The sequence below is a fragment of the Thiohalobacter thiocyanaticus genome (assembly GCF_002356355.1).
Lineage (GTDB): Bacteria > Pseudomonadota > Gammaproteobacteria > Thiohalobacterales > Thiohalobacteraceae > Thiohalobacter > Thiohalobacter thiocyanaticus_A.
The window spans coordinates 1,624,213-1,648,742 of the sequence record NZ_AP018052.1; the positions used below are offsets into that span (position 1 = coordinate 1,624,213).

The following is a 24,530-nucleotide window of genomic DNA, read 5'->3' on the forward strand; positions in this document are numbered from 1 at the left end:
ACCTGTGAACCTCATGGGCAGCTGAACACACAACCATGCAAGTCAGTATAGCCCCCGTCACGCTGAGGCGTGATCAGGGGTCGCGGTGACGGCTGACGGCCGCGCGCATGGCCCGCGCGGCATTGGACAGGGTACGCTCACGATGGTGAATGATGCCCAGCCGTCGATGCGGAGCCAGTCCTGGGACCGTCAGGGCACTGAGCTGGTCGTCCAGCATGCTGTCCGGCAGCAGGCTCCAGCCCAGCCCGACCGCCACCAGCATCTTGATGGTCTCCAGGTAGTTAGTCGACAGTTCGGCCTCAATCCTGAGACCGCGGCGGGCGAATCCGGATTCGATGATCTGGCGAGTGAAGGTTTCCGGGCCCGGCAGGATCGCCGGGGTTGCCGCCAGCCGGGCCATGTCCACCCGGTCCCGGCCGGTCAGAGGATGGTCACGACCGACCACCACCGACAGGGGATCGTCCCAGACCGGCTCCAGGGCCAGTGCAGGCGGCGGTTCGACCGGGAGCGTGACCACGCCCAGTTCCAGTTCGCCGCTGACCACGGCCGCACACACCGCCTCCGAGTCGAGGAAACGCAGTTCCAGCCGCACCTCCGGGTAGTGCTCGATGAACTCGCGCAGTACCGGCGGCAGGCGGTGCAGACCGATGTGATGGCTGGTGCCGAGGTAGAGTCGCCCCTCGACCCGGCCGGAGAGGTTGGCGATGGCGCGCTGGCTGTCCTCGATATCGAGCAGAATGCGCCGGGCGCGCGGCAGCAGGGCCTCGCCGGCCTCGGACAGCAGCACCCGGTGGCCGATGCGGTCGAACAGCCGCACCTTCATCGCTGCTTCCAGGGCGGCGACGCGCTTGCTCACCGCCGGCTGAGTCAGGTGCAGTTCGGCCGCCGCCGCGGAGAAGGATTCATGTTCTGCCACGGCCAGAAAGGCGCGCAGACCGGCGATATCCAGTGACATATATTAATTCCAAATAGGAATAGTTTACATGAATAATATGAATTTGTGTTATCTCATATTCCTGCCTAGACTCGGCCTCATCACAGGAGAAAGATGGCCATGACAGGCAAGACAGTCTACGACAAGCTCTGGGATGCGCATGTGGTGCGGCAGGACGCGGATGGCACGGCGCTCCTCTATATCGATCGCCACCTCATTCACGAAGTCACCTCGCCGCAGGCGTTCGAAGGCCTGCGGTTGGCCGGGCGCAAACCCTGGCGTACCGGCTCGGTGCTGGCGGTGCCGGATCACAATGTCCCGACCACCAACCGCAGCGGCGGCATCAGTGACCCGGTCTCGCGCATCCAGGTCGAGACCCTGGACAGCAACTGCGCCGAATACGGCATCCGGGAATTCCGCATGAACGACCCGCGCCAGGGCATCGTCCATGTGATCGGGCCGGAGCAGGGCGCGACCCTGCCGGGCATGACCGTGGTCTGCGGCGATTCGCACACCTCCACCCACGGTGCCTTCGGTGCCCTGGCCTTCGGCATCGGCACCTCGGAGGTCGAGCATGTGCTGGCCACCCAGTGCCTGATCCAGACCAAGGCGAAGAACCTGCTGATCCGCGTCGACGGCCGGCTGCCAGCCGGGGTGACCGCCAAGGACGTCGTGCTGGCCATCATCGGCCGCATCGGCACCGCCGGCGGCACCGGCCACACCATTGAGTTCGGCGGCGAGGCCATCCACAGCCTGTCGGTCGAGGGCCGCATGACGGTATGCAACATGGCCATCGAGGCCGGTGCCCGCGCCGGGCTGGTGTCGGTGGACGATGCCACCATCGACTACATGCGCGGGCGCACCTTTGCGCCGAAGGGCGAGTTGTGGGACCGGGCCGTGGCGGCCTGGCGCGAGTTGGTCTCGGACGAGGACGCTGTATTCGATCAGACCCTGGTGCTGGATGCCGCCGGGCTGGTGCCGCAGGTTACCTGGGGCACCTCGCCCGAGATGGTGGTCGGCATCGACGCCGTGGTGCCGGACCCGGCGCAGGCCGACAGTGCGGTCAAGCGCAGCGGCATGGAAAAGGCCCTGGTCTACATGGATCTCAAGCCGGGCACCCCGATCCAGGATATTCAACTCGACCGCGTCTTCATCGGTTCCTGCACCAACTCCCGCATCGAGGACCTGCGCGAGGCCGCCGCTGCCATCCGCGGCGGCAAGGTGGCCGCCAACATCAAGCAGGCGCTGGTGGTGCCGGGCTCCGGGTTGGTCAAGCAGCAGGCCGAGGCCGAGGGGCTGGACAAGGTATTCCTCGAGGCCGGCTTCGAATGGCGCGAGCCGGGCTGCTCCATGTGCCTGGCAATGAACGCCGACCGGCTGGAGCCGGGCGAGCGCTGCGCCTCGACCTCCAACCGCAACTTCGAGGGCCGCCAGGGCCAGGGCGGACGCACCCACCTGGTCAGCCCGGCCATGGCCGCGGCCGCGGCGGTGCACGGGCACTTCGTGGATATCCGGACATGAGATCAAGAGCGCCACGGAATACACGGAATACACGGACAATTGCTTAACCGGCGCACGCGCTACGCGCGGCGCCGGAGAACAAAACTTTTTCCGTGCATTCCGTGTATTCCGTGGCGCTCTTATAAAGAGGTTTGGCACCATGGAAAAATTCGAAACACTGACCGCGATCGCCGCGCCGCTGGACCGCTCCAACGTGGACACGGACGCGATCATCCCCAAGCAGTTCCTGAAGTCGATCAAGCGCACCGGCTTCGGGCCGAACCTGTTCGACGAGTGGCGCTATCTGGATCACGGCGAGCCCGGAAAGGACAACAGCAACCGGCCGCTGAATCCGGACTTCGTCCTCAATCAGGACAGATACAAGGGTGCGCGCATCCTGCTGGCGCGGGAGAACTTCGGCTGCGGCTCCTCGCGCGAGCACGCGGTCTGGGCGCTGCTGGACTACGGCTTCCGGGTGGTGATCGCGCCCAGCTACGCCGACATCTTCTTTAACAACTGCTTCAAGAACGGCATCCTGCCCATCATCCTGCCGGGGGAGACCGTGGACCGGCTGTTCCGCGAGACCGAGGCGCAGCCGGGCTACGAGTTGACCGTGGATCTGGCCGGGCAGAAGGTGATCACCCCGAACGGGGATGAATTCGGCTTCGAGGTCGATGCCTTCCGCAAGCACTGCCTGCTGGAGGGTCTGGACGACATCGGCCTGACCCTGCAGCATGCCGACGAGATCTGCGCCTATGAAGAGCGGCGCAGACAGGAGGCGCCCTGGTTGTTTCAATCATAAGAGCGCCACGGAATACACGGAAAACACGGACAATTGCCTGCCGGCGCGCGCGCTATGCGCGGCGCCGGAGAACAAAATCTCTGTCCGTGCTTTCCGTGTTTTCCGTGGCCATTACGAACGTGGCCAACACAGGAAATAGATCATGAAGAAACTGCTGGTACTGCCGGGCGACGGCATCGGCCCGGAGATCGTCGCCGAGGCGATGAAGGTCATCGACCATCTCAGGACCGCCGCCGGGCTGGAACTTGAGATCGAGGAAGGGCTGGTCGGCGGCGCGGCCTATGAGGCCGCCGGCACGCCGCTGCCCGATGCGACCCTGGACAGGGCGAAAGCCGCCGACGCCATCCTGCTGGGCGCGGTCGGCGGGCCCAGGTGGGAGCCGCTGGAGATCGCCCTGCGCCCGGAGAAGGGCCTGCTGGGGCTGCGCGCCGGGCTGGGACTGTTCGCCAACCTGCGCCCGGCCATCCTGTATCCCCAGCTGGCCGAGGCCTCCAGCCTCAGGCCCGAGGTGGTCGCCGGACTGGACATCATGATCGTGCGCGAGCTGACCGGCGGCATCTACTTCGGCCAGCCGCGCGGCGTGCGTGAACTGGAGAACGGCGAGCGCGAGGGCTTCAATACCCTGGTCTATTCCGAGTCCGAGATCCGGCGCATCGCCCGGGTGGCCTTCGATATCGCCGCCAAACGTGCCGGCCGGGTCTGTTCCGTGGACAAGGCCAATGTGCTCGAGTGCACAGAATTGTGGCGTGAAGTGGTGACGGCGGAGGCTGCCGGCCGGCCCGACATTGAACTCTCCCACATGTATGTCGACAATGCCGCCATGCAGCTGGTGCGGGCGCCCAAGCAGTTCGACGTCATCGTCACCACCAACATGTTCGGCGATATCCTCTCCGATGAGGCGGCCATGCTGACCGGTTCCATCGGCATGCTGCCCTCGGCCTCGCTCAACGAGCAGGGCCAGGGCATGTACGAGCCGATCCACGGTTCGGCGCCGGATATCGCCGGTCAGAATATCGCCAATCCGCTGGCGACCATCCTGTCGGTGGCCATGATGCTGCGCTTCAGCCTGGACCGGGGCGATCTGGCTGATGCCATCGAGACCGCCGTGGGCCGGGTGCTGGACCAGGGCCTGCGCACCGCCGACATCATACAGGACGGCAAGCAGCAGGTGGGCACGGCCGAGATGGGCGATGCCGTGGTTGCGGAGTTGAATTGAATACAAACAATAGCCACGGAATACACGGAAAACACGGACGATTGTTTGCCGGCGCACGCGCTGCGCGCGGCGCCGGAGAACAAAAACATTTTTCCGTGCTTTCCGTGTATTCCGTGGCTATCAGGTATTTTTAGGAGTCAGAACATGAGCAAGACATTCGATGTCGCTGTCGTCGGTGCCACCGGTGCCGTGGGCGAGGTGATGCTGGAGATCCTGGCCGAGCGCAAGTTCCCGGTGGGTGAGGTGTATGCCCTGGCCAGCAGCCGCTCGGCCGGCAGCAAGGTGCGGTTCGGCGACAAGCACCTCACCGTGCAGGACCTGGCGGAGTTCGATTTCTCGCAGGTGCAGATCGGCCTGTTCTCGCCCGGCGCCTCGGTGTCGAAGGAGTATGCGCCCAAGGCGGCGGCCGCCGGCTGTGTGGTGGTCGACAACACCTCCCAGTTCCGCTATGACGACGACATCCCGCTGGTGGTGCCCGAGGTGAATCCCGAAGCCGTGGCCGGTTATACCAATCGCGGCATCATCGCCAATCCCAATTGCTCCACCATACAGATGCTGGTCGCGCTCAAGCCCCTGCATGACGCCGCCCGTATCGAGCGCATCAATGTCGCCACCTACCAGGCCGTCTCCGGCACCGGCAAGGAGGCGATCGAGGAACTGGCGACCCAGACCGCGCAGCTGCTCAACGGCAAGGACATCGAGGCCAGGGTCTATCCCAAGCAGATCGCCTTCAACTGCCTGCCGCACATCGATGCCTTCATGGACAACGGCTACACCAAGGAAGAGATGAAGATGGTGTGGGAGACCCGCAAAATCATGGGCGATGAGAACATCCAGGTGAATCCCACCGCGGTGCGGGTGCCGGTCTTCTATGGCCACTCCGAGGCGGTGCACATCGAGACCCGCGACAAGCTCACCGCCGCCCGGGCCCGCGAACTGCTGGGCAAGGCGCCGGGCATCGTGGTGCTGGACGAACACACCGACGGCGGTTATCCCACCGCGGTCACTGAAGGGGCCAATCACGACCCGGTCTATGTCGGGCGTATCCGTGAGGATATCTCGCATCCGCGCGGTTTAGATTTGTGGGTGGTCGCCGATAATGTGCGCAAGGGTGCCGCCCTGAACAGCATCCAGATCGCGGAGTTGTTGGTCAGAGACCACCTCTAGGCTATAGTGGGGCGGACTCAAGAAATTCCGAGAAAGAACGACTAGTTGCAGGATATTTCTCCACAAACACCAAAACGACGGGATCCAGCACAGGACGGGTCCTCGGGCACATGAGAGGAAGCAAAATGGTTAGGAAAACGGCCTTAGTCACGGCCATGCTGGGCGCCTTCGCCAGTCATGCCTACGCCCTGGGACTGGGTGAAATCAAGCTAAACTCCGCCCTGCATCAGCCTCTGGACGCCGAGATCACCCTGTTGTCGGCCACGCCGGAGGAGGTCGATCAACTCAAGGTCCGGCTGGCTTCGCCCGAGGCCTATGCACAGGCCGGGGTCGAACGCATCTACCTGCACACCCGGCTGAAGTTCGCTGTCACCACCCGGCCCGACGGCACCGCCGTGATCAAGGTCACCAGTCAGGAGCCGGTGCGCGAGCCCTACCTCGATTTCATGGTGCAGGCCAGTTGGGCCAGCGGACAGCTGGTGCGCGAGTACACCATGCTGATCGATCCGCCCGCACTTATGCCCGCCGAGGCCCCGGCGCCGGCAGCCACCGCGCCGACCACTGCCCGCCAGGCCGTCCCGGCGCCGGCGCCTTCCCGGCCTGCCGACTCAGGCCGCCGGGAAGCGATCTTCACCGGTTCCGAGTACGGACCGGTGCAGCGCAACGACACTTTGTGGAACATCGCCGAGAAGGTACGTCCCGATGCCGGGGTGAGCATGCAGCAGACCATGCTCGGCCTGGTGCGTGCCAACCCGGAGGCTTTCCAGCACGGCAACGTCAACAGTCTCAAGGCCGGACATGTTCTGCGCGTACCGTCGCGGGAGGAGTTTACCTCCATCAGCCAGGCCGAGGCCCGGACCGAGGTCAGCCGGCATCACCGGCTGTGGCGCGAGGGTCGCAGTGACGAGACAGCCGCCGCACCGGCCGTCGGCAAGGTCGAGCGCGAGGCACCGGCCGCGGAAACAGCGGAGCCGGCGGTGTCCGCCGACGAGGCCGGCCCGGCCGCGACCGCAGGCGCTGATGCCCAACTCAAGCTGGTCACTCCCGATGCAGCCGATGCCGCCGCCGCTGCCGACGGTGCCGGGGGCGAGGCAGGCGCGGGCACCGAAGTGGAGCAGGTGCGTACGGAACTGGCACTGGCCGTGGAGGAACTCGAAGCTCAGCGTCAGCAGAACCAGGACCTCAATGAGCGGCTGGCCGACCTGGAGCAGCAGATCGCCCAATTGCATCGTCTGGTCCAGCTCAGTGATGACGAACTGGCCCGGATGCAGGGCTCGCTGGCCGGCGAAGAGGCAGTTGCCGCTGACGCGGGAGAGGAATCCCCCGTGCCTGCGCAGGAACAGATGACGGATGAAACCGCGGCTGCCGCGGCGCCGGATGAACTGGTCGCCGGGACCGAGCCGGTGGAACCCGCGCCGGCTGACGCGGCACCGGAGGCCCAGGCCGAACCCGCGCCGCCCGCCCTGCAGGAGGATATCCGCCAGCCCGCCCCGGCCCCGGCCGAAGAAGGCCTGCTCAGCCGTTTCCTGACCAATCCTCTGTGGCAGGCCGGCGCCGGTGCCGTTGCCCTGCTGCTGTTGATCCTGGCCTGGCTCGGGGCACGCAAGCGCCGCATGGCCACAACCGAGTTCAAGGAAAGCATTCTGGCCGAGCCCGGGGATAAGGGCGGCGCGGGAAGTGCATCCGCGGCGACTGCCGTCGGTGCCGCTGCCGGCGGAGCCGAGGCGGCGGCGGCCGAGCCGCAGGAAGAGGCGCCGGCGCCGGCGGCCTCCGGGGGGCCGCAGTCTGACTCCTCGCTGTTCACGGATTTTTCCGTCAGCGATATGGGTACCCTGCAGAACGAGGCCGAGGCCGATCCCATCGCCGAGGCGGACGTCTACCTTGCCTACGGCCGCTACCAGCAGGCCGAGGAACTGATCCGGGGTGCGCTGGACAACGATCCCGACAACGCCGACTACCGGCTCAAGCTGCTGGAAGTCTTCCATGCCGCCCGGAACCAGAGTGCCTTCGATACCGAGGCCGAGGCCTTGCTGGCCCGGTTGGAGAACCAGGAGGATCCCGCCTGGCAGCGGGTGGTGGAGATGGGACGCGAACTCAACCCCGGCAACAGCCTGTATCTGGCAGGCGGCGGTGCGGTCGAGGCGCCCGCGCCAGCCGAGCCGGAACTGACCGACCTCGGTGGTATGGACACGAGCGATACCGGCCTGGACGAAGCCGGGACGGCCACTGCCGAATCCGAGGCGGGAGCCGAGGAGGACAACTCGCTCGATTTCGATCTGGGCGAGTTGGAGAGCTTCGCTCCCGGAGACAGGGCTGAAACGGAAGGAGTCGAACCTGCCGAGGAGAAGGTGCCGGGTCTGGCCGACGATGACGAAAACATGCTTGAGTTCGATCTCAGCGAGACTGACGAGGCGGCCGCGCCGGTCGGTGAAGCCGAGGAGGAAGTCGAAGTCGGCGAGGGTGAACTGCAGGCCGGCGATGAGGTCTCCACCAAGCTCGACCTTGCCCGTGCCTATATCGAGATGGGCGATCCGGAAGGTGCACGCAGCATCCTGGAAGAAGTTATGGAAGAGGGCAACCAGGCCCAGAAGTCCGAGGCGGAGACACTGATGAAGGAAGTCGTCTGACGCCGACGGCGGGTCACTGTAGATAGCAAAGCCCGGCACCCGCCGGGCTTTGTTCTTTTCCAGCCTCTGCAGCCGGACTGCACCGGCGGCGGAGCGGAAATTGTGATGCCGCCCCTTGCATTCCCCGGCAACAGCTACGAAACTCTGCGCGCTTCACCCCATAAATGAATAAACAAGGAGAGTCACCCATGAACAGTAAGAATATGCTCAGCGTGCTGATGATCGCCCTCGGCCTGAGCCTGGCCGGCTGCGGCGAGAGCCAGGGTCCGGCGGAACAGGCCGGTGAGAAGATCGACGAGTCCATGGAAGCCACCACTGAAAAGCTCAAGGAAGCCGGCGAGGAAATGGGCGATGCCATGGAAGAGGCCGGCGACAAGGTGGAAGAAGCCACCGAAAACTGACGGGCTTTGTTTGCCGATTTCCAAACCCGGCCCCGGCCGGGTTTTTCATGCCGGGATCAGTGGCTGTCGGCTTTGGCTGGCGTGCATCCCGATGCCGCGTATGACCTGACAACCTATGAGAATGTATCGAGTGCGGCCTGCATGTCTTTTTCCTCCACCGGCAATGTCAGCACCGCATGCAGCGTAAACAGTTCGGCCAGCCGCGGTACATACTGCGCCTCCGGCTTTTCCACCAGTACGATCACTTTCGCCTCCGGAGCATATTTCTGCAGGCTGTACAGAAAGACATCCAGGTTGCAGACATTGACGCCTGCGTAGTTGTTGCCGTAGCCGTAGAAGAACTCCGCCACGACCCAGTCGGGCGGGTTCTTCTTCAGTTCGTTGATCGCCTTGCGCTGGGAATTGAGCTTTATCTGCGCGATCCCGAGACGGCGATACAGCTGCGAGAAGTCCGGGTGCGCCGGCGACTCGATAATGGAATAGAGGACTTCTCTGCCGGCGGTCATCGGTCTCAGGGCCTGCGACGCAGGACCCAGATCTCCAGCAGCGACCACTCCTCACCGGGGTAGTTCTCCTGCTCCAGCGGCGACATGCGGCGGTGGCGGGTGGCCATGCTGCCGACGAACTCCAGGCGCTCCAGCAACAGGCGCTTGGTCTCGTCCGCCTTGTCCAGGCTGAAGGGATTGAGGAAGTTGACCAGCATGTAGCCCTCACGCGGAGCGCGGGCGAAGGCGTCGATCAGCGCCTTGATGACATCGGTTTCGAGATAGACCAGCGAGGCGGTGGAGATCACCACGTCGGCGTTTTCCATCGCCGCATCCACCGCCTGTTTCGCCTCGGCGGAAGGGGCGTTGAGATCGGCGACCACGGTGTCGTCGAACAGGCCGCAACTCTGGCCGTAGGCCATGGCGTTGCCGGAGATGTCGATGCCGGTGGTATGGGCCGGGAAGCGGCGCTCGGCCTCGATCCTCCGGCAGGCGTCGGTGTCACGCCAGTTGTGGCGGATGGCCTCGTAGTCCATGCCGTAGACGGTGGCCATGGTGGTGTTGCCGAAGCAGGCGCACAGGTCGACATAGCGCACCGTCTCGCCGCGGCCGGCCTTTTCCTGCACCCAGGGCAGGATCAGACGGTCGAACATCCGGCGGTTGAAGTCGTCCGAGATATAGTCCAGCGCATCCAGAATGCGCTCCTTGAAGGGAACGGGGGTCTCGGCAACGTAGATATCGTCAAAATGCTGTTTCTTCTCGTCGGTCTTGATCTTCGACTGGCTCATGCTTCGTCTCAGTTGCTTCGGAATAGCGTGATCTTCCCGATCCTGCGGCTGGAAATCAACCTGGGGGAATAATGGCCCAGGGAGGGTCGGTGCGGGTAGAATTCCTTCATGTCCATCGCCTCCCCGTCCCCTGCCATCCGTATTCTGTCGTTGCTGGCATTCGCTGCCGGGCTGGCGCATGCCCGCGGGCCGGCGCTGCTGCTGGGTCTGGCCGGCCTGGCGGCGTTCGTGCTGCTGTCCTGGCCGGCGCGCGGTTCGCTGCGCATCCCCGGGGCCGGACAGGCGCTGCGACGGCTGCGCTGGCTGCTGCTCGCACTGGTGTTCGTCTACGGCTGGCTCACACCGGGTGAGGCGCTGATCCCGGTACTGGGGACCTTGTCGCCGAGTTGGCAGGGACTGGCCGCAGGTGGGGTGCGGGCGGTGATTCTGCTGGGGATGGTGCTGGCGGTCTATCTGCTGCTCACCACGACGCCGCGGGAACAGCTGTTGACCGGGCTGGCCTGGCTCACCCGGCCGCTGCAGCGCCTCGGGCTGGATGCCCGCCGGCTGAATGTGCGCATCGTGCTCACCCTGCAGCGGGTGCCGCAGGCGCAGGAGCTGATCCGGACATGGCAGGCGGAACTGCCGCCTCTGCGCCAGTGGCGTGCCTTCGCCGCGGCGCTGCCGGGTCTGTGGCAGCGGGTGCTGAAGGCGGCGGAAAATGACCCGCCGGTGGCGCTGGAGATCCCGGTGCAGGCGCGCCCGGCCTGGTGGGAATGGGCCTGGCCGGCCGGGATCGCGCTGGTCATGCTCATGCCCTGGTGGGTCGGAGTGGAATGAATGGCATGAGCGCCCTCAAGCCTCTGGTTGCATTTTCCCGCCCCGGTTCGCAGACAGCGCCACAGGGACTTCTCTGTGTCTCTGCGCCTTTGCGTTCTCCGCGTTCCCGTCGCTGCCGTGGAGAGAAACCCTGATGCGCATCGCCCTGGGCATCGAATACGACGGCAGCGCCTTCAACGGCTGGCAGCGCCAGAGCCACGCCCCCAGCGTACAGGCCGCGCTGGAACAGGCCCTGTCGAAGGTGGCGGATCATCCGGTGAGCGTGGTCTGTGCCGGGCGTACCGACACCGGTGTGCATGCCACTGCCCAGGTCGTGCACTTCGATACCCATGCCGGGCGCAGTATGCGCTCCTGGCTGCTGGGCGGTAATTCCAATCTGCCGCCGGAGGTCGCGATCACCTGGGTGCGGCCGATCAGCGAGGATTTCCACGCCCGGTTCAGGGCCACGGCACGCCAGTACCGCTACCTCATCCTCAACCGCGGTCATCGCCCGGCCCTGCTGCGTAAGCGGGTGTGCTGGGAGCATCGTCCATTGGATGTCGAGGCCATGCAGGCCGCCGCCCGTCCGCTGCTGGGCGAGCACGATTTCTCCGCCTTCCGGGCCCTGGCCTGCCAGGCCAGACACCCGGTGCGTACCCTGCACCGGCTGGAGTTGCAGCGCCGGGGCGACCTGATCCTGCTCGACATCGAGGCCAATGCCTTCCTGCACCATATGGTGCGCAACATCGCCGGCAGCCTGATTGCGGTGGGTCGGGGCGAGCAGCCGGTGGACTGGCTGGCCGGACTGCTGGCCGGCCGCGACCGCTCGCGCAGCGGCATCACGGCGCCGGCCGGTGGGTTGTATTTCGTCAAGGTGGCATATCCATCGGAGTTCGCTCTGCCCGGGGAGGCGGTGCTGCCGGACATAGGCTGATCCGACCCACATCTGAATGCTTTCGTGCCTGCGGGCTGCAAAAAGCTGCAATTCCCCTGCAGTTGTGACAGGATTGCGGGTTTCACCCCAGCGAGAATCCGGTAGCCTGTGCATGCGCGTGCGCGTTAAAATCTGCGGTATCACCCGGTCCGACGACGGTGTGGCCGCTGCGGCCGCCGGCGCCGATGCCATCGGGCTGGTGTTCTATGAGCGCAGCCCGCGCGCGGTTGACATCGAGCAGGCCCGGGCTGTCATCGCGGCGCTGCCGCCATTCGTGTGCAAGGTGGGGTTGTTCGTGGATGCCGCTGCCGAGACGGTGCGTGCACACCTCGAGGCACTGCCGCTGGACCTGCTGCAGTTCCACGGCGACGAAACGCCGGAGTTCTGTGATGGCCTGGGGCATCCCTACATCAAGGCCCTGCGCATGCACCCGGAGATGGATGTGGCTGCGGCGATGCAGGCCTGGCGCGGGGCCGCCGGCATTCTGCTGGATGCCTGGCACCCGGCCGTGCCGGGCGGCAGCGGCGAGCGCTTCGACTGGGCCCGCATTCCGCCCGAGCGGCCGCGACCGCTGATCCTGGCCGGGGGGCTGGATGCCGGCAATGTGGAGCAGGCCGTGCGCAGCACCCGTCCCTATGCCGTGGATGTCAGCAGCGGCGTGGAGCAGGACAAGGGGATCAAAGATCCGGCGAAGATCGCCGCCTTCATCCAAGGAGTCAACCGTGTCAACACCGACTGAGGCCATGGCGCCGCTGCACTTCACCGACCTGCCCGATGCCAACGGGCACTTCGGGCCCTATGGCGGGCGCTTCGTTGCCGAGACCCTGATGGAGCCCATCGAGGAGTTGCGCCAGGCCTACGAAACGCTGAAGAGCGATCCCGATTTCCAGGCCGAACTGGACCGCGACCTGCATTACTATGTCGGCCGGCCCTCGCCGCTGTATCACGCCGAGCGCTGGAGCCGGCACCTGGGCGGGGCGCAGATCTACCTCAAGCGCGAGGATCTCAACCACACCGGCGCGCACAAGATCAACAACACCGTCGGCCAGGCCCTGCTGGCCCGCCACATGGGCAAGACCCGCATCATCGGCGAGACCGGCGCCGGCCAGCACGGCGTGGCCACCGCCACCGTCGCCGCGCGGCTGGGCATGGAATGCGTCATCTACATGGGCGCCGAGGACATGAAGCGCCAGTCCAGCAACGTCTACCGCATGCGCCTGCTGGGTGCCGAGGTGGTGGGCGTGGAATCCGGCTCGAAGACCCTCAAGGATGCACTCAACGAGGCCATGCGCGACTGGGTCACCAATGTCGACAACACCTTCTATATCATCGGCACCGTCGCCGGGCCGCATCCCTATCCGGCCATGGTGCGCGACTTCCAGGCCGTGATCGGCCGTGAGGCGCGCCAACAGATCCAGGCGCAGGCCGGCCGGCTGCCGGATGCCCTGATCGCCTGCGTCGGCGGCGGCTCCAACGCCATCGGGCTGTTCCATCCCTTCCTCGATGACAGGGACGTGGCCCTGTACGGGGTCGAGGGCGGCGGCGACGGCTTAGACTCCGGTCGCCATGCCGCGCCCCTGTGCGCCGGCCGTCCGGGCGTGCTGCACGGCAACCGCACCTACCTGATGGAAGACAACGACGGCCTGATCACCGAAACCCATTCCATCTCCGCCGGCCTGGACTACCCCGGTGTGGGCCCCGAGCATGCCTGGCTCAAGGACAGCGGCCGTGCCCGTTATGTGGCCGTCACCGACAGCGAGGCGCTGCAGGGCTTCCACGATCTGACCCGCATGGAAGGCATCATCCCGGCGCTGGAATCCAGTCATGCCCTGGCCTATGCCACCAAGCTGGCGCCGACCATGGCGCAGGACCAGATCATCATCGTCAATCTGTCCGGGCGCGGTGACAAGGACATACACACCGTCGCGGCGCACGAGGGGATCGAGGTATGAGCCGCATCGAGGGCCGCTTCGAGGCGTTGCGCCAGACCGGCAGGAAGGCGCTGATCCCCTATATCACCGCCGGTGACCCCGACCCCGACAGCACCGTGCCGTTGATGCATGCCATGGTCGAGGCCGGCGCCGACATCATCGAACTGGGCGTCCCCTTTTCCGACCCCATGGCCGACGGGCCGGTCATTCAGGCCGCCTGCGAGCGGGCGTTGAAGCATCATGTGAGCCTGCGCCGGGTACTGGAAATGGTGGCCGGGTTCCGCCGTGACAACGACGAGACCCCGGTGCTGCTGATGGGCTATCTCAATCCCATCGAGGCCATGGGCTACGCCGGCTTCGCCGCCGCCGCGCAGCAGGCGGGGGTGGACGGGGTGCTGACCGTGGATCTGCCGCCGGAGGAGGCGGGGGAACTGGCCGGCGAACTCAAGGGCCATGGCATCGATCCCATCTTCCTGCTCTCGCCCACCACCACCGATGCGCGCGTGGCGCGCATCGCCGAGCAGGCCAGCGGTTTTCTGTACTATGTCTCGTTCAAGGGCGTGACCGGTGCCACCCGGCTGGACGTGGACGCGGTGGCCGAGAAGGTCGGCCATCTCAAATCCATCGCAGCGCTGCCCATCGGGGTGGGTTTCGGCATCCGCGATGCCGAATCGGCCGCACGGGTGAGTCGGGCCGCGGATGCCGTAATCGTCGGCAGTGCGCTGGTGCGCCACATCGCCGAGGCGAGCGGGCATCCCGAGGTCATCAGGGAGAAGGTGGCCGAAGAACTGCGCGCCATGCGCGCTGCCATGGACGCTACGCAGCCGGCTGCTGCCGTCTCGTGAAGCCGGGGATTGCGTGACCCCGCCGGTCCCGGGCGCCGTCCGCACCTCTGACAACTGGATATCGAGAGTTATACATGAGCTGGTTCGAGAAACTGATGCCCACGCGCATCCGCACCGAAGGCGGTAACAAGCGTACCGTGCCGGAAGGGCTGTGGACCAAGTGTGACGCCTGCAGTTCGGTGATCTACCGTGCCGAGCTGGAGCGCAACCTGGAGGTCTGCCCCAAGTGCGGCCATCACATGCGCATCCGTGCCCGCCGCCGGCTGCAGACCTTCCTGGACGAGGCCGGGCGCGAGGAGTTGTTTGCCGGCATCGAACCCGTCGATATCCTGAAATTCCGTGACAGCAAGAAGTACCGCGATCGGCTCAACCAGGCGCAGAAATCCACTGGTGAGTCCGATGCGCTGATCGTCATGCAGGGTCAGGTGCAGGGGCTGCCGTTGGTCGCCAGCGCCTTCGACTTCGCCTTCATGGGCGGTTCCATGGGTTCGGTGGTGGGCGAGCGCTTCGTGCGCGCCGTGAACCACTGCCTGGACAACGAACTGCCGCTGGTGTGCTTCTCCGCCAGCGGCGGCGCCCGCATGCAGGAGGCACTGTTCTCACTGATGCAGATGGCCAAGACCAGTGCCGCGCTGGGACGCATGCGGCAGGCCGGACTGCCCTTCATCTCGGTGCTGACCGACCCGACCATGGGCGGCGTGTCCGCCAGCCTGGCCATGCTGGGCGACGTGCACATTGCCGAACCCAATGCGCTGATCGGCTTCGCCGGCCCGCGCGTGATCGAGCAGACCGTGCGCGAGACCCTGCCGGAAGGCTTTCAGCGCAGCGAATTCCTGCTGGAGCATGGGGCGATCGACATGATCGTTGACCGGCGCGAGATGCGCGACAGGGTCGCCCGGTTACTGGCCATCTTTATGCATCGCAGTGCATCCTAGAATCTCCTGCATCAGCCGCTTCCACCCCTGAATGAAAGTCTTACGTCATTGCGAGGCGCGTAGCGACGTGGCAATCCCGCAACGGATGAGGCGGTGTTACGAGATTGCCGCGCTGCGCTCAAGCCAGCCCCCAGAGCTCCATTACGGGTACCCCACCCTCCGGGGCCAGGCACCGCAGTGACGCGCTTCGACTCCCTCGCCGACTGGCTGCGCTGGCAGGAGACCCTGCACCCCCGCGAGATCGAACTCGGACTCGACCGGGTGCGCGCCGTGGCCGATCGCCTGGACCTGCTGCAACCGGCATGTCCGGTGGTTACCGTGGGCGGGACCAACGGCAAGGGCTCGACGCTGGCATATCTCGAGGCCATCTACAGTCACGCCGGTTATCGCACCGGGCTCTATACCTCGCCTCACCTGATCCGCTACAACGAACGTATCCGCATTGAACAATGCGAGGCCGCGGATGCCGACATCATGGCCGCGTTCGCGGCCGTCGATGCGGCGCGTGGCGACATCAGCCTGACCTATTTCGAGTTCGGCACCCTGGCCGCGCTGTGGCTGTTCGCGCGGGCACAGGTCGATGTCACGCTGCTGGAAGTCGGCCTCGGCGGGCGCCTGGATGCGGTCAATATCCTGGACGCCGATGTCGCTGTCGTCACCTCCATCGGTCTGGATCACATGGACTGGCTGGGCGAGACACGCGACCTGATCGCACGCGAGAAGGCCGGCATTTTCCGCGTTGGCCGTCCTGCGATCTGCGGCGACCCCGACCCGCCAGCCGATCTGGCCGCGGCCGCGGCCGAGCGTGGTGCTCACTGGTATGCCCTGGACCGGGCCTTCGGCAGCCGCCGCTCCCGCGACGGTTACTGGGATTGGTGGTCGCTGCAGTGCACCTGGCAGGAACTGCCGCTGCCGGCGCTGGGCGGGGGCGTGCAGCTGCACAATGCCGCTGCCGCGCTCATGGCCGTGGAATGCCTGCAGTCGCGACTGCCGGTAGCGCGTGCGGCCATTGCCGGGGGGCTGGCTACGGCCGTACTGGCCGGCCGCTGCCAGCACCTGACGCAGGACGGCATCGAGCTGGTGCTGGACGTGGCGCATAACGCCGAGGCCGCAGCGGCGCTGGCGGACTGGCTGGCGGTGCATCCGGCCGCAGGCCGTACCCGGGCGGTCTATGCCGGACTCGCGGACAAGGATGTACGCAGCGTGCTTGCGCCTTTGTTGCCGGGGGTGGATTGCTGGTATGTTGGCAGTCTGTCCGGGTCACGGGCCCGTCACGCCGACAGTGTACTGCCGCTGCTGGTGGAGGCCGACGCGGCGGCCGCCGGCTATGATGACGTGGCTGCAGCCTGGCACGCGGCGCGGGCCGACAGCCGGCCGGACGACCGGATCCTGGTATTCGGTTCCTTCCTGACCGTGGGGGAGGTACTGAAGCTGCTTGAATCATTGAAGGGGTAAGGCATGGATGAAAAACTCAAACAGCGTCTGGTGGGCGCGGCGGTCATCGTGGCGCTGGCGGCCATCTTCATCCCGATGATCCTGGAAGGACCGGATGACGGCATGGGGCCGATCGGCAGTAATCTGCCGCCGGCACCGGAATACAAGGTCAAGGACCGGCTGGAGCCGCTGGTGCTGCCGCCGCCGCCGGCCGAATCCGATTCCGCGTCCGCAGCAGCCGAGGTCCCGGAGGCGCCCCTGCCCGAGACCGCTGCGCCCGCACCGGTCGAGCCGGAACCTGAGCCGACGCCTGAACCCGAGCCAGCGCCCGAACCCGAGCCAGCGCCCGAACCCGCGCCTGCGGCCGAGCCGTCGCCGGCCCCGTCGTCCGCCGCCGCATCGACGCCGGCCAGCGGCTGGGTGGTGCAGGTGGCCAGTTTCAGTCAGCAGGCCAATGCCGAACGGCTGCGGGATCAACTGCAGGCCAGGGGGTACAAGGCCTTTGTCGAGTCGGCCAGTACCGGTGCGGGTACCACCTGGCGGGTGCGGGTCGGCCCGGTGTCGGAGCGCCCCGCCGCCGAGAAACTCCAGGGCGAAATTGCCAAGGTCTTTGATCTGAAAGGACTGGTCGCAGAATACCCCTGATTTGCTAGAATGCGCGGATGCGAACAGCGGTTCCTGAGCGCCGGCGGTCCCGCCGCCCGGCACAATCCGGTATTTGCCTGAGGCGGGGTGACAGCCGGTGCTGACCTGGGTGGATGTGGTCATGCTGGTGGTGGTCGCCGTGTCGGCCGGCATCAGCCTGTGGCGCGGCTTTGTCAGAGAGGCCATGTCGCTGGCCGTGTGGGTGGCCGCCATCTGGATCGCGCTGGCCTTTGCCCCCGAGTTCTCCGGCTGGCTGACGCGCTGGGTGGATACGCCTTCCATCCGCCATGCCCTGGCCTTCGTCGCCCTGCTGGTGATCGTGCTGCTGCTGGGCGCGCTGGTCAGCTACCTGGTCAGCCAGCTGGTGAAGAAGACCGGCCTGTCCGGCACCGACCGCATGCTCGGCGTCGTGTTCGGCGTGGTGCGCGGCGTGGTGATCGTCGCCGTGCTGGTGCTGCTGGGTGGGCTGACCATGCTGCCGCAGGATCCCTGGTGGAACGACTCGGTACTGATGCCGCATGCCGAGACCCTGGCCCTGTGGCTGCGACAGTTCCTGCCGCCGGACATCGCCGACAACATTCAGTTCTGAGGTGAGAGCGTCACATGTGTGGAATCATCGGTATCGTCGCCCGGGAACGGGTGAACCAGGCCCTCTATGACGGGCTCACGGTGCTGCAGCACCGGGGCCAGGACGCAGCCGGCATCATGACCTGTGATGACCATCGGCTGTACCTGCGCAAGGACAACGGTCTGGTCCGCGACGTGTTTCATACCCGCCACATGCTGCGTCTGCTCGGCAACATGGGCATCGGCCATGTGCGCTATCCGACGGCTGGCTGCGAGTCCAGTGCCGAGGCCCAGCCCTTCTATGTCAACTCGCCCTATGGCATCAGCCTGGCGCACAACGGCAATCTGACCAATGCCGAACAACTCAAGCGCTATCTGTTCGAGGACGACCTGCGCCACATCAACACCGACTCGGACTCCGAGATCCTGCTCAACGTCTTCGCCCACGAACTGCACAGCCAGGGGCGGCTGAAGATCGACGAGAACGACGTATTCGAGGCCGTGCGCGGCGTGCACCGCCGCTGCAGGGGCGCCTATGCCGCCGTGGCCATGATCACCGGCTACGGCGTGGTGGCCTTCCGCGACCCCTACGGTATCCGCCCGCTGGTCTACGGCAAGCGCGAAACCGAGCGGGGCGTGGAGTACATGGTCGCCTCGGAGAGCGTGGCCCTGGACGTGCTCGGCTACGAGGTCATCGCCGACGTCGCGCCCGGCGAGGCCGTGTTCATCACCCTGGATGGACAGCTGTTCACCCGCCAGTGCGCCGAGAAGACCGACTATGCCACCTGCATCTTCGAGTATGTCTATCTGGCCCGGCCCGACTCCATCATCGACGACGTCTCTGTCTACAAGGCGCGGCTGCGCATGGGCGACAGGCTGGCGGCCAAGATCCAGCGTGAATGGACCGATCATGACATCGACGTGGTCATCCCGATTCCGGATACCAGTCGCACCTCGGCGCTGAACATGGCCAACACCCTGGGGGTGAAATACCGCGAGGGCTTCATCAAGAACCGCTACATCGGCCGCACCTTCATCATGCCGGGGCAGCAACAGCGCAGGAAATCCGTGCGTCAGAAGCTCAATGCCATCGAGCTGGAGTTCAAGGGCAAGAACGTGCTGCTGGTGGACGACTCCATCGTGCGCGGCACCACCTCCAAGCAGATCATCCAGATGGCGCGCGAAGCCGGCGCCAACAAGGTCTATTTCGCCTCGGCCTCACCGGCGGTGCGCTTTCCCAACGTCTATGGCATCGACATGCCGACGGTTGACGAGCTGGTTGCTCACGGCCGCAGCGACGAGGAAGTCGCGCGCGAGATCGGCGCCGACCGGCTGGTGTTCCAGGACCTGGACGACCTGATCCGGGCCGTGAACAAGACCAACCCACGGCTGACGCGGTTCGACTGCTCGGTGTTCAATGGTGAGTATGTCACCGGCGATGTCACCCCGGAGTACCTGGAGAACCTGCAGTGCCGGCGCAATGACATGGCCAAGCAGGAACGCCGCGACGCCGATGACGCCGAGGTGATCGAAATGCGCAATACCAGTTGAAATGCGGGGACAGTACGGAATGACGCTTGCTAGGTCATCATTGCGAGCGAAGCGTGGCAATCTCGTACAGCAGAATCAACCGGTTGGAGATTGCCACGTCACTTCGTTCCTCGCAATGACGAGCGTTATCTGGCTTGAGTAAGCGCGTAGGTCGGGTTAGCCCGATAGGGCGTAACCCGACGCAGACATATGTCGGGTTACGCTGCGCTAACCCGACCTACGGATGTGATCTTGCAGGGCACGCCCATGAACAATAATGACAACGACAAGGATAAGGATAAGGACAGGGATTACGGCCTGGCCACACTGGCGGTGCGTGCCGGCCAGGTGCGCACGCCGGAGGGCGAGCATGCCGAAGCCATCTTTCCGACCTCCAGCTACGTCTTCGGCAGCGCCCGCGAGGCCGCGGCCCGCTTCGCCGGGGAGGAGCCGGGCAACATCTACTCGCGTTTCACCAATCCCACGGTGCGCACCTTCCAGGATCGGCTGGCGGCCATGGAGGGCGGGGAGGCCTGTGTGGCGACGGCCTCGGGCATGGCGGCCATCCTGGCCACTTGTCTCGGTCTGCTGCGGGCCGGCGATCACATCGTCTCCTCGCGCAGCATCTTCGGCACCACCACGGTGTTGTTCAACAATTATCTGGCCCGCTGCGGCATCGAGACGAGCTATGTCGAACTCTCGGACAACGCCGCCTGGGAGGCCGCCATCCGGCCCGAGACCCGGATGCTGTTTCTGGAGACGCCCTCCAACCCGCTCACTGAACTGGGGGACGTGCGTGCGCTGGCCGACATCGCCCATGCCCATGATTGCCTGCTGGTAGTGGACAACTGCTTCTGCACGCCCATTCTGCAGCGCCCGCTCGATCAGGGCGCGGACATCGTCATTCATTCGGCCACCAAGTACCTGGATGGTCAGGGTCGCTGCATCGGCGGTGCCGTGGTGGGCGATGCCGAGCGGGTGGGGCAGGAGGTGTTCGGGTTTCTGCGCACCGCCGGGCCGACCATGAGCCCGTTCAACGCCTGGGTGTTCCTGAAGGGGCTGGAGACGCTCAAGGTGAGGATGCAGGCCCACTGCGCCAATGCCGCTGAGTTGGCGCGCTGGCTGGAGACACATCCGGCCATCGAACGGGTCTACTATCCGGGGTTGGAATCCCATCCCCAGCACGCGCTGGCGCGCGCGCAGCAGCAGGACTTCGGCGGCATCGTGAGCTTCGATGTGAAGGGTGGTCGCGAGGCGGCCTGGCAGGTGATCGATGCCACCGAGTTGCTGTCCATCACCGCCAACCTGGGCGACACCAAGTCCACCATCACCCATCCGGCGACCACCACCCACGGCCGTCTCACCCCCGAGGCGCGGCATGACGCCGGCATCGGCGACGGTCTGATCCGGGTGGCAGTGGGGCTGGAGGAGATCGCCGACATCCAGGCCGATCTGGCCCGCGGGCTGGATGCAGTGGCCGGGTAGGATGGGTGGAGGCGCGCAGCGTCGTAACCCATCGTCATGACGGATTGTGATGGGTTGCGCTTCGCTTCACCCATCCTACGCTAAGCGTTTCAGACCGATCTGTGAAGTCGATCAGCCCTTGCCGTTGCCGTTTCCGTTGGCCCGGGTGATCTTGCCCACACCCCAGTGCTTGATGTCGTTGTAGGAGAAGGGGGTGTCGGGTTGCAGCCGGGCGCCCGGGATGACGTATTCGATATTGACCGTGCAACTGCCTTCCTCGATGTTGCACATGGGATCGCCGGTATAGCGCGGGAGCACCAGCAACTGGTCGATCCGCTCGCCGTTCAACTCCAGCGGGGCGGCCGGCTCCAGCAGATAATAGAAGGCGCCGTTGCCGCCGCGCAGCGTGCCGACGCCGGACAGTGGCATGGGGTTGGTGCCGGTGTAATCGTAGGGTTCATACACTTCGAGCCGATGTTCCTGCGCTGCCATGGCCCTGCCTCCCCGTGATCCGATTTTTCTGCAGATTGCACCAGGCCGGTGCGGCTGTCAAAGCGCTTCGACAGGGGGCGGTGGCAGCGCGGATTCAATTCCTTTAAAGTACTTTAATAATATTTTTTAAAATATTGAATAAAAGGGATAAAGATATCAGAACGCATTTGCTCGAATGCTACCGGGCCGGGCTGGAGCGGGTCTGCGGCGAGGGCGTAACACGGCGCTGGCTGGACGGGTTCGAGGCGACGGCCCCGGTGCGGCTGGTGGCGATCGGCAAGGCCGCCGAGGCCATGCTGGACGGCGCGGTGGCGGCCCTGGGTGGGCGTCTGGCCGCGGCCCTGTCCATTACCAAACATGGCTACAGCGGCAGCGGGCACTGCGCCGATCCGCGCATCGAATGCCGCGAGGCCGGCCATCCGCTGCCCGATGCCGCCAGTCTGGCGGCGGGCGCGCGGCTGCTGACCTTCATTGCCGAGGCGCCGGCCGAACAGACGTGGGTGTTCCTGATTTCAGGCGGCACCTCCAGCCTGGTCGAAGTGCCGGCCGCCGGTGTGAGCCTGGAGGATCTGGTGGCGCTCAATGACTGGCTGCTGGGCAGCGGCCTGGACATCACGGCCATGAACCGGGTGCGCGCATCCGTTTCCCGGATCAAGGGCGGCCGACTGGCCGCCCATCTGCGCGGGCGGCGCGTGGCCTGCGGCCTGATCAGTGACGTGCCGGACGACGACCCGGCCAGCATCGGCTCGGGCCTGCTGGTGCCGCCGCCGGCCGCGGGTATGAGGCTGGAGGACATCGCGCTGCCGGAGGCGCTGCGCGGCCGGTTGCCGGCCACGCCGCCGGCCATGGCCGGGGAGGGGGATTTCGCCGGCATTGACTGCCGCATCCTGGCTCGGTTGGACGCTGCGCTGGCGGCGGTGGTCGAGACTGCCCGGGGGCAGGGACTGCCGGTACATCGGCATTCCGAACGTCTGAGGGGGGAGGCCGCCGACACCGGCCGCCGCCTGGCGCGGGAACTGTGTTCAGGGCCGCCGGGGCTGCATGTCTGGGGCGGCGAGACCAGGGTCCGACTGCCGGCCTCACCGGGGGCGGGTGGACGCAACCAGCACCTGGCCCTGGCGGCGGCGCTCGAACTGGCCGGCCATCCCGACTGCCTGCTGCTGGCCGCGGGCACCGACGGCAGCGACGGGCCGACTGACGCCGCCGGCGCGCTGGTCGATGGCTGGACGGTCGAGCGGGGTGAAATCGAGGGCCTGGATGCGCACGCGGCCCTGACCGCCGCCGATGCCGGCACCTTTCTGCAGGCCAGCGGCGATCTGATCGTCACCGGCCCCACCGGGACCAACGTCATGGACCTGGTGATCGGTTGGAAGGGGGCCGCCGCCGGCTGACTCATCAGTGCGTGCCGCAGCAATTCGCGTCGCCGCCCCGGAGGGGTCCGCGTCGTGACGGATTGCACCCTGCTTGTTGATATAATGCCGGCATGCCCGATGCCTGTCTGATCACCGCCGCCCGCGCCTGTCTGGCCGAGTCCGATCCCGCCGCCAAGTGCCGTCTGAGCCGGGACGCCTTCGACGCCCTGCAGGCCGGCCGCCTGGCCGTGGAGCCGGCGGCGGCGGGACAGGCGCAGGATGCACCCGGTCGGCCCTCGCGACCCGAACTGGTGCCGCCGCGCGACCTGCCGCGGCGTCGGCTGGGCAGTCCCGAAGGCCAGGCCGCCCTCGTGCATGCCATCGCCCACATCGAGTTCAATGCCATCAACCTGGCCTGGGACGCGGTGGCCCGCTTTGCCGGCATGCCACCGGATTATTACCGTGACTGGGCCCGGGTCGCCGCCGAGGAGGCATACCATTTCGGTCTGCTGCGCGAGCGGCTGCAGGAACTGGGGTATGACTATGGCGATTTTCCGGCCCACAACGGCCTCTGGTCCATGGCGCTGGCAACCGCGCACGACGTGCTGGTGCGCATGGCGCTGGTGCCGAGGGTGCTGGAGGCGCGCGGGCTGGATGTCACGCCCGGCATGATGCAGCGCCTGCGCGAGGCCGGCGACGAACGCACCGTGGCGCTGCTGGAAATCATTTTGCACGACGAGATCGGGCATGTTGAAATCGGTACCCGCTGGTACCGTTACTGCTGCGCCCGGTGCGGGGTCGAGCCCGAGGCCCGGTTCCAGGCCCTGATCCGTGAATACATCCCCGGCGGGGTGCGCGGCCCCTTTCATCTCGAGGCGCGCCGGCAGGCCGGTTTCAGCGACACGGAACTGGCCGGGCTGGAGGCGCTGGACAGGATCTTCACATGAAACGAACTGTATTTCTCTGTGGCATGCTCGCCGGTCTTCTGTGGCAGCTCCCGGCCGGCGCCGGGACCACTCACAACGCCACCATTCTGCACTACCAGGAAAGCGAGCAGGGCATTGCGCCCTATCCGGTGCGCATCCTGGTCACCCCGGCCTTTCTGCGTCTGGACGACGGTGAGGATGGGGGTAATTTCCTGCTGGTCGACCGCGCGGCGGGCGTGCTCCACAACGTCAATCATCAGAGCCGGAATATCCTGACCATCGCCGACAGCGAGATCACGGCGGTCGAGGGTTCGCCGCAGATCGAGGTGCGGGTCCGCAAGGATGCCGAGGCGCCGAGCATCGGCGGCGAGTCGGTCAGCCGGGTCGATGTCATCGCCGACAATGAACTGTGCATGACCGCCCATGTGGTGCCGGCCCTGCTGCCCGATGTCACCGCCGCGCTGCGCCAGTACCAGCAGATCCTGGCCGCGCGTCAGTTCCGCGACCTGGAGCTGACGCCCGAGTCCATGCGCAGCCCCTGTTTCTATGCCAACTATGTGCACGGCGCGACCCGCTACCTGGACGAGGGCCTGCCGGTACAGTGGGCGCATGAGGGCGGGCGGACCCAGGTGCTGGTCAACTACGAACAGGACCGGACCGTCCCGGCTTCATTGTTTACACTGCCCGAAGATTACCAGCGGGTGGAGTTGGAATGACTCTGACTGCTCCTGCGGCTCTGTCCGACGCTGGTCGGGTT

General features: G+C 66.0%; 24 protein-coding genes. 20 read left to right on the plus strand and 4 right to left on the minus strand.

Annotation, left to right across the window (positions count from 1 at the left end; translation table 11 throughout):
• Positions 1-73: 73 nt before the first annotated feature.
• Complete coding sequence (locus CFK21_RS07525) at positions 74-949, minus strand: LysR family transcriptional regulator (protein WP_096367537.1); 876 nt, start codon at positions 947-949, stop codon at positions 74-76.
• 105 nt (positions 950-1,054) lie between these two features.
• Here CFK21_RS07525 and leuC point away from each other — a divergent pair, with 105 nt between their 5' ends.
• The 6 genes from leuC (at position 1,055) to CFK21_RS07555 (ending at position 8,647) form a co-directional block, all read left to right on the plus strand.
• On the plus strand, positions 1,055-2,455 hold the full coding sequence (leuC, locus tag CFK21_RS07530; protein WP_096367538.1) for a 3-isopropylmalate dehydratase large subunit: 1,401 nt from the start codon (positions 1,055-1,057) through the stop codon (positions 2,453-2,455).
• 139 nt (positions 2,456-2,594) lie between these two features.
• Entirely contained in the window at positions 2,595-3,236 is a 642-nt protein-coding gene (leuD, locus tag CFK21_RS07535; RefSeq protein WP_096366088.1) for a 3-isopropylmalate dehydratase small subunit, read from the plus strand.
• Positions 3,237-3,375: 139 nt separating this feature from the next.
• Positions 3,376-4,452: a 3-isopropylmalate dehydrogenase gene (gene leuB, locus CFK21_RS07540; protein WP_096366089.1), complete on the plus strand. Its 1,077-nt coding sequence runs from the start codon at positions 3,376-3,378 to the stop codon at positions 4,450-4,452.
• Positions 4,453-4,596: 144 nt separating this feature from the next.
• Positions 4,597-5,619, plus strand: a complete 1,023-nt coding sequence (locus CFK21_RS07545; RefSeq protein WP_096366090.1) for an aspartate-semialdehyde dehydrogenase — start codon at positions 4,597-4,599, stop codon at positions 5,617-5,619.
• 125 nt (positions 5,620-5,744) lie between these two features.
• Positions 5,745-8,246: a FimV/HubP family polar landmark protein gene (locus tag CFK21_RS07550; protein ID WP_172844274.1), complete on the plus strand. Its 2,502-nt coding sequence runs from the start codon at positions 5,745-5,747 to the stop codon at positions 8,244-8,246.
• Positions 8,247-8,434: 188 nt separating this feature from the next.
• On the plus strand, positions 8,435-8,647 hold the full coding sequence (locus CFK21_RS07555; protein ID WP_096366092.1) for a hypothetical protein: 213 nt from the start codon (positions 8,435-8,437) through the stop codon (positions 8,645-8,647).
• 113 nt (positions 8,648-8,760) lie between these two features.
• Here the strand turns inward: CFK21_RS07555 and CFK21_RS07560 are convergent, their stop codons facing one another.
• Positions 8,761-9,153 carry a hypothetical protein gene (locus CFK21_RS07560; RefSeq protein ID WP_096366093.1) on the minus strand — a complete coding sequence of 131 codons (393 nt, stop codon included), beginning with the start codon at positions 9,151-9,153 and terminating at the stop codon, positions 8,761-8,763.
• A 5-nt stretch (positions 9,154-9,158) separates the two neighbouring features.
• Complete coding sequence (locus CFK21_RS07565) at positions 9,159-9,920, minus strand: class I SAM-dependent methyltransferase (RefSeq protein WP_096366094.1); 762 nt, start codon at positions 9,918-9,920, stop codon at positions 9,159-9,161.
• Between the two features lie 108 nt (positions 9,921-10,028).
• On the opposite strand from CFK21_RS07565, the gene CFK21_RS07570 reads away from it, so the two are divergent.
• The 11 genes from CFK21_RS07570 to CFK21_RS07620 all read left to right on the plus strand — a co-directional run bounded on the left by CFK21_RS07570 (position 10,029) and on the right by CFK21_RS07620 (position 21,024).
• The gene (locus CFK21_RS07570; protein WP_157745504.1) at positions 10,029-10,739 is read left to right on the plus strand and encodes a hypothetical protein; all 711 of its coding nucleotides are present in this window, start codon (positions 10,029-10,031) and stop codon (positions 10,737-10,739) included.
• 133 nt (positions 10,740-10,872) lie between these two features.
• On the plus strand, positions 10,873-11,652 hold the full coding sequence (gene truA, locus CFK21_RS07575) for a tRNA pseudouridine(38-40) synthase TruA (protein ID WP_172844275.1): 780 nt from the start codon (positions 10,873-10,875) through the stop codon (positions 11,650-11,652).
• 112 nt (positions 11,653-11,764) lie between these two features.
• Complete coding sequence (locus CFK21_RS07580) at positions 11,765-12,391, plus strand: phosphoribosylanthranilate isomerase (protein ID WP_096366096.1); 627 nt, start codon at positions 11,765-11,767, stop codon at positions 12,389-12,391.
• Positions 12,392-12,395: 4 nt separating this feature from the next.
• On the plus strand, positions 12,396-13,604 hold the full coding sequence (gene trpB, locus CFK21_RS07585) for a tryptophan synthase subunit beta (RefSeq protein ID WP_096366097.1): 1,209 nt from the start codon (positions 12,396-12,398) through the stop codon (positions 13,602-13,604).
• Positions 13,601-14,428 (plus strand): tryptophan synthase subunit alpha, encoded by an 828-nt coding sequence (trpA, locus tag CFK21_RS07590; RefSeq protein WP_096366098.1) that lies wholly within the window; start codon positions 13,601-13,603, stop codon positions 14,426-14,428. Before trpB ends, trpA begins: the two co-directional genes overlap by 4 nt.
• Before the next feature lie 74 nt (positions 14,429-14,502).
• The gene (gene accD, locus CFK21_RS07595; protein WP_096366099.1) at positions 14,503-15,363 is read left to right on the plus strand and encodes an acetyl-CoA carboxylase, carboxyltransferase subunit beta; all 861 of its coding nucleotides are present in this window, start codon (positions 14,503-14,505) and stop codon (positions 15,361-15,363) included.
• Between the two features lie 177 nt (positions 15,364-15,540).
• Positions 15,541-16,818 (plus strand): bifunctional tetrahydrofolate synthase/dihydrofolate synthase, encoded by a 1,278-nt coding sequence (folC, locus tag CFK21_RS07600; protein ID WP_096366100.1) that lies wholly within the window; start codon positions 15,541-15,543, stop codon positions 16,816-16,818.
• Between the two features lie 3 nt (positions 16,819-16,821).
• A complete protein-coding gene (locus tag CFK21_RS07605; RefSeq protein ID WP_096366101.1) occupies positions 16,822-17,442 on the plus strand; it encodes an SPOR domain-containing protein in 621 nt (206 codons plus the stop codon).
• Positions 17,443-17,539: 97 nt separating this feature from the next.
• Positions 17,540-18,031 carry a CvpA family protein gene (locus CFK21_RS07610; RefSeq protein WP_369801184.1) on the plus strand — a complete coding sequence of 164 codons (492 nt, stop codon included), beginning with the start codon at positions 17,540-17,542 and terminating at the stop codon, positions 18,029-18,031.
• Between the two features lie 14 nt (positions 18,032-18,045).
• Complete coding sequence (purF, locus tag CFK21_RS07615) at positions 18,046-19,560, plus strand: amidophosphoribosyltransferase (RefSeq protein ID WP_096366102.1); 1,515 nt, start codon at positions 18,046-18,048, stop codon at positions 19,558-19,560.
• A 246-nt stretch (positions 19,561-19,806) separates the two neighbouring features.
• The gene (locus CFK21_RS07620; protein ID WP_096366103.1) at positions 19,807-21,024 is read left to right on the plus strand and encodes an O-succinylhomoserine sulfhydrylase; all 1,218 of its coding nucleotides are present in this window, start codon (positions 19,807-19,809) and stop codon (positions 21,022-21,024) included.
• 111 nt (positions 21,025-21,135) lie between these two features.
• Here the strand turns inward: CFK21_RS07620 and CFK21_RS07625 are convergent, their stop codons facing one another.
• On the minus strand, positions 21,136-21,495 hold the full coding sequence (locus tag CFK21_RS07625) for a hypothetical protein (protein WP_096366104.1): 360 nt from the start codon (positions 21,493-21,495) through the stop codon (positions 21,136-21,138).
• A 167-nt stretch (positions 21,496-21,662) separates the two neighbouring features.
• Here CFK21_RS07625 and CFK21_RS07630 point away from each other — a divergent pair, with 167 nt between their 5' ends.
• From CFK21_RS07630 to CFK21_RS07640, 3 genes are all read left to right on the plus strand, one after another.
• Entirely contained in the window at positions 21,663-22,886 is a 1,224-nt protein-coding gene (locus tag CFK21_RS07630) for a glycerate kinase type-2 family protein (RefSeq protein ID WP_231971475.1), read from the plus strand.
• A 92-nt stretch (positions 22,887-22,978) separates the two neighbouring features.
• The gene (locus CFK21_RS07635; RefSeq protein ID WP_096366106.1) at positions 22,979-23,794 is read left to right on the plus strand and encodes a ferritin-like domain-containing protein; all 816 of its coding nucleotides are present in this window, start codon (positions 22,979-22,981) and stop codon (positions 23,792-23,794) included.
• Positions 23,791-24,489, plus strand: a complete 699-nt coding sequence (locus CFK21_RS07640) for a hypothetical protein (RefSeq protein ID WP_157745507.1) — start codon at positions 23,791-23,793, stop codon at positions 24,487-24,489. The genes CFK21_RS07635 and CFK21_RS07640 overlap by 4 nt, the downstream gene beginning before the upstream one ends.
• Positions 24,490-24,530: the final 41 nt, after the last annotated feature.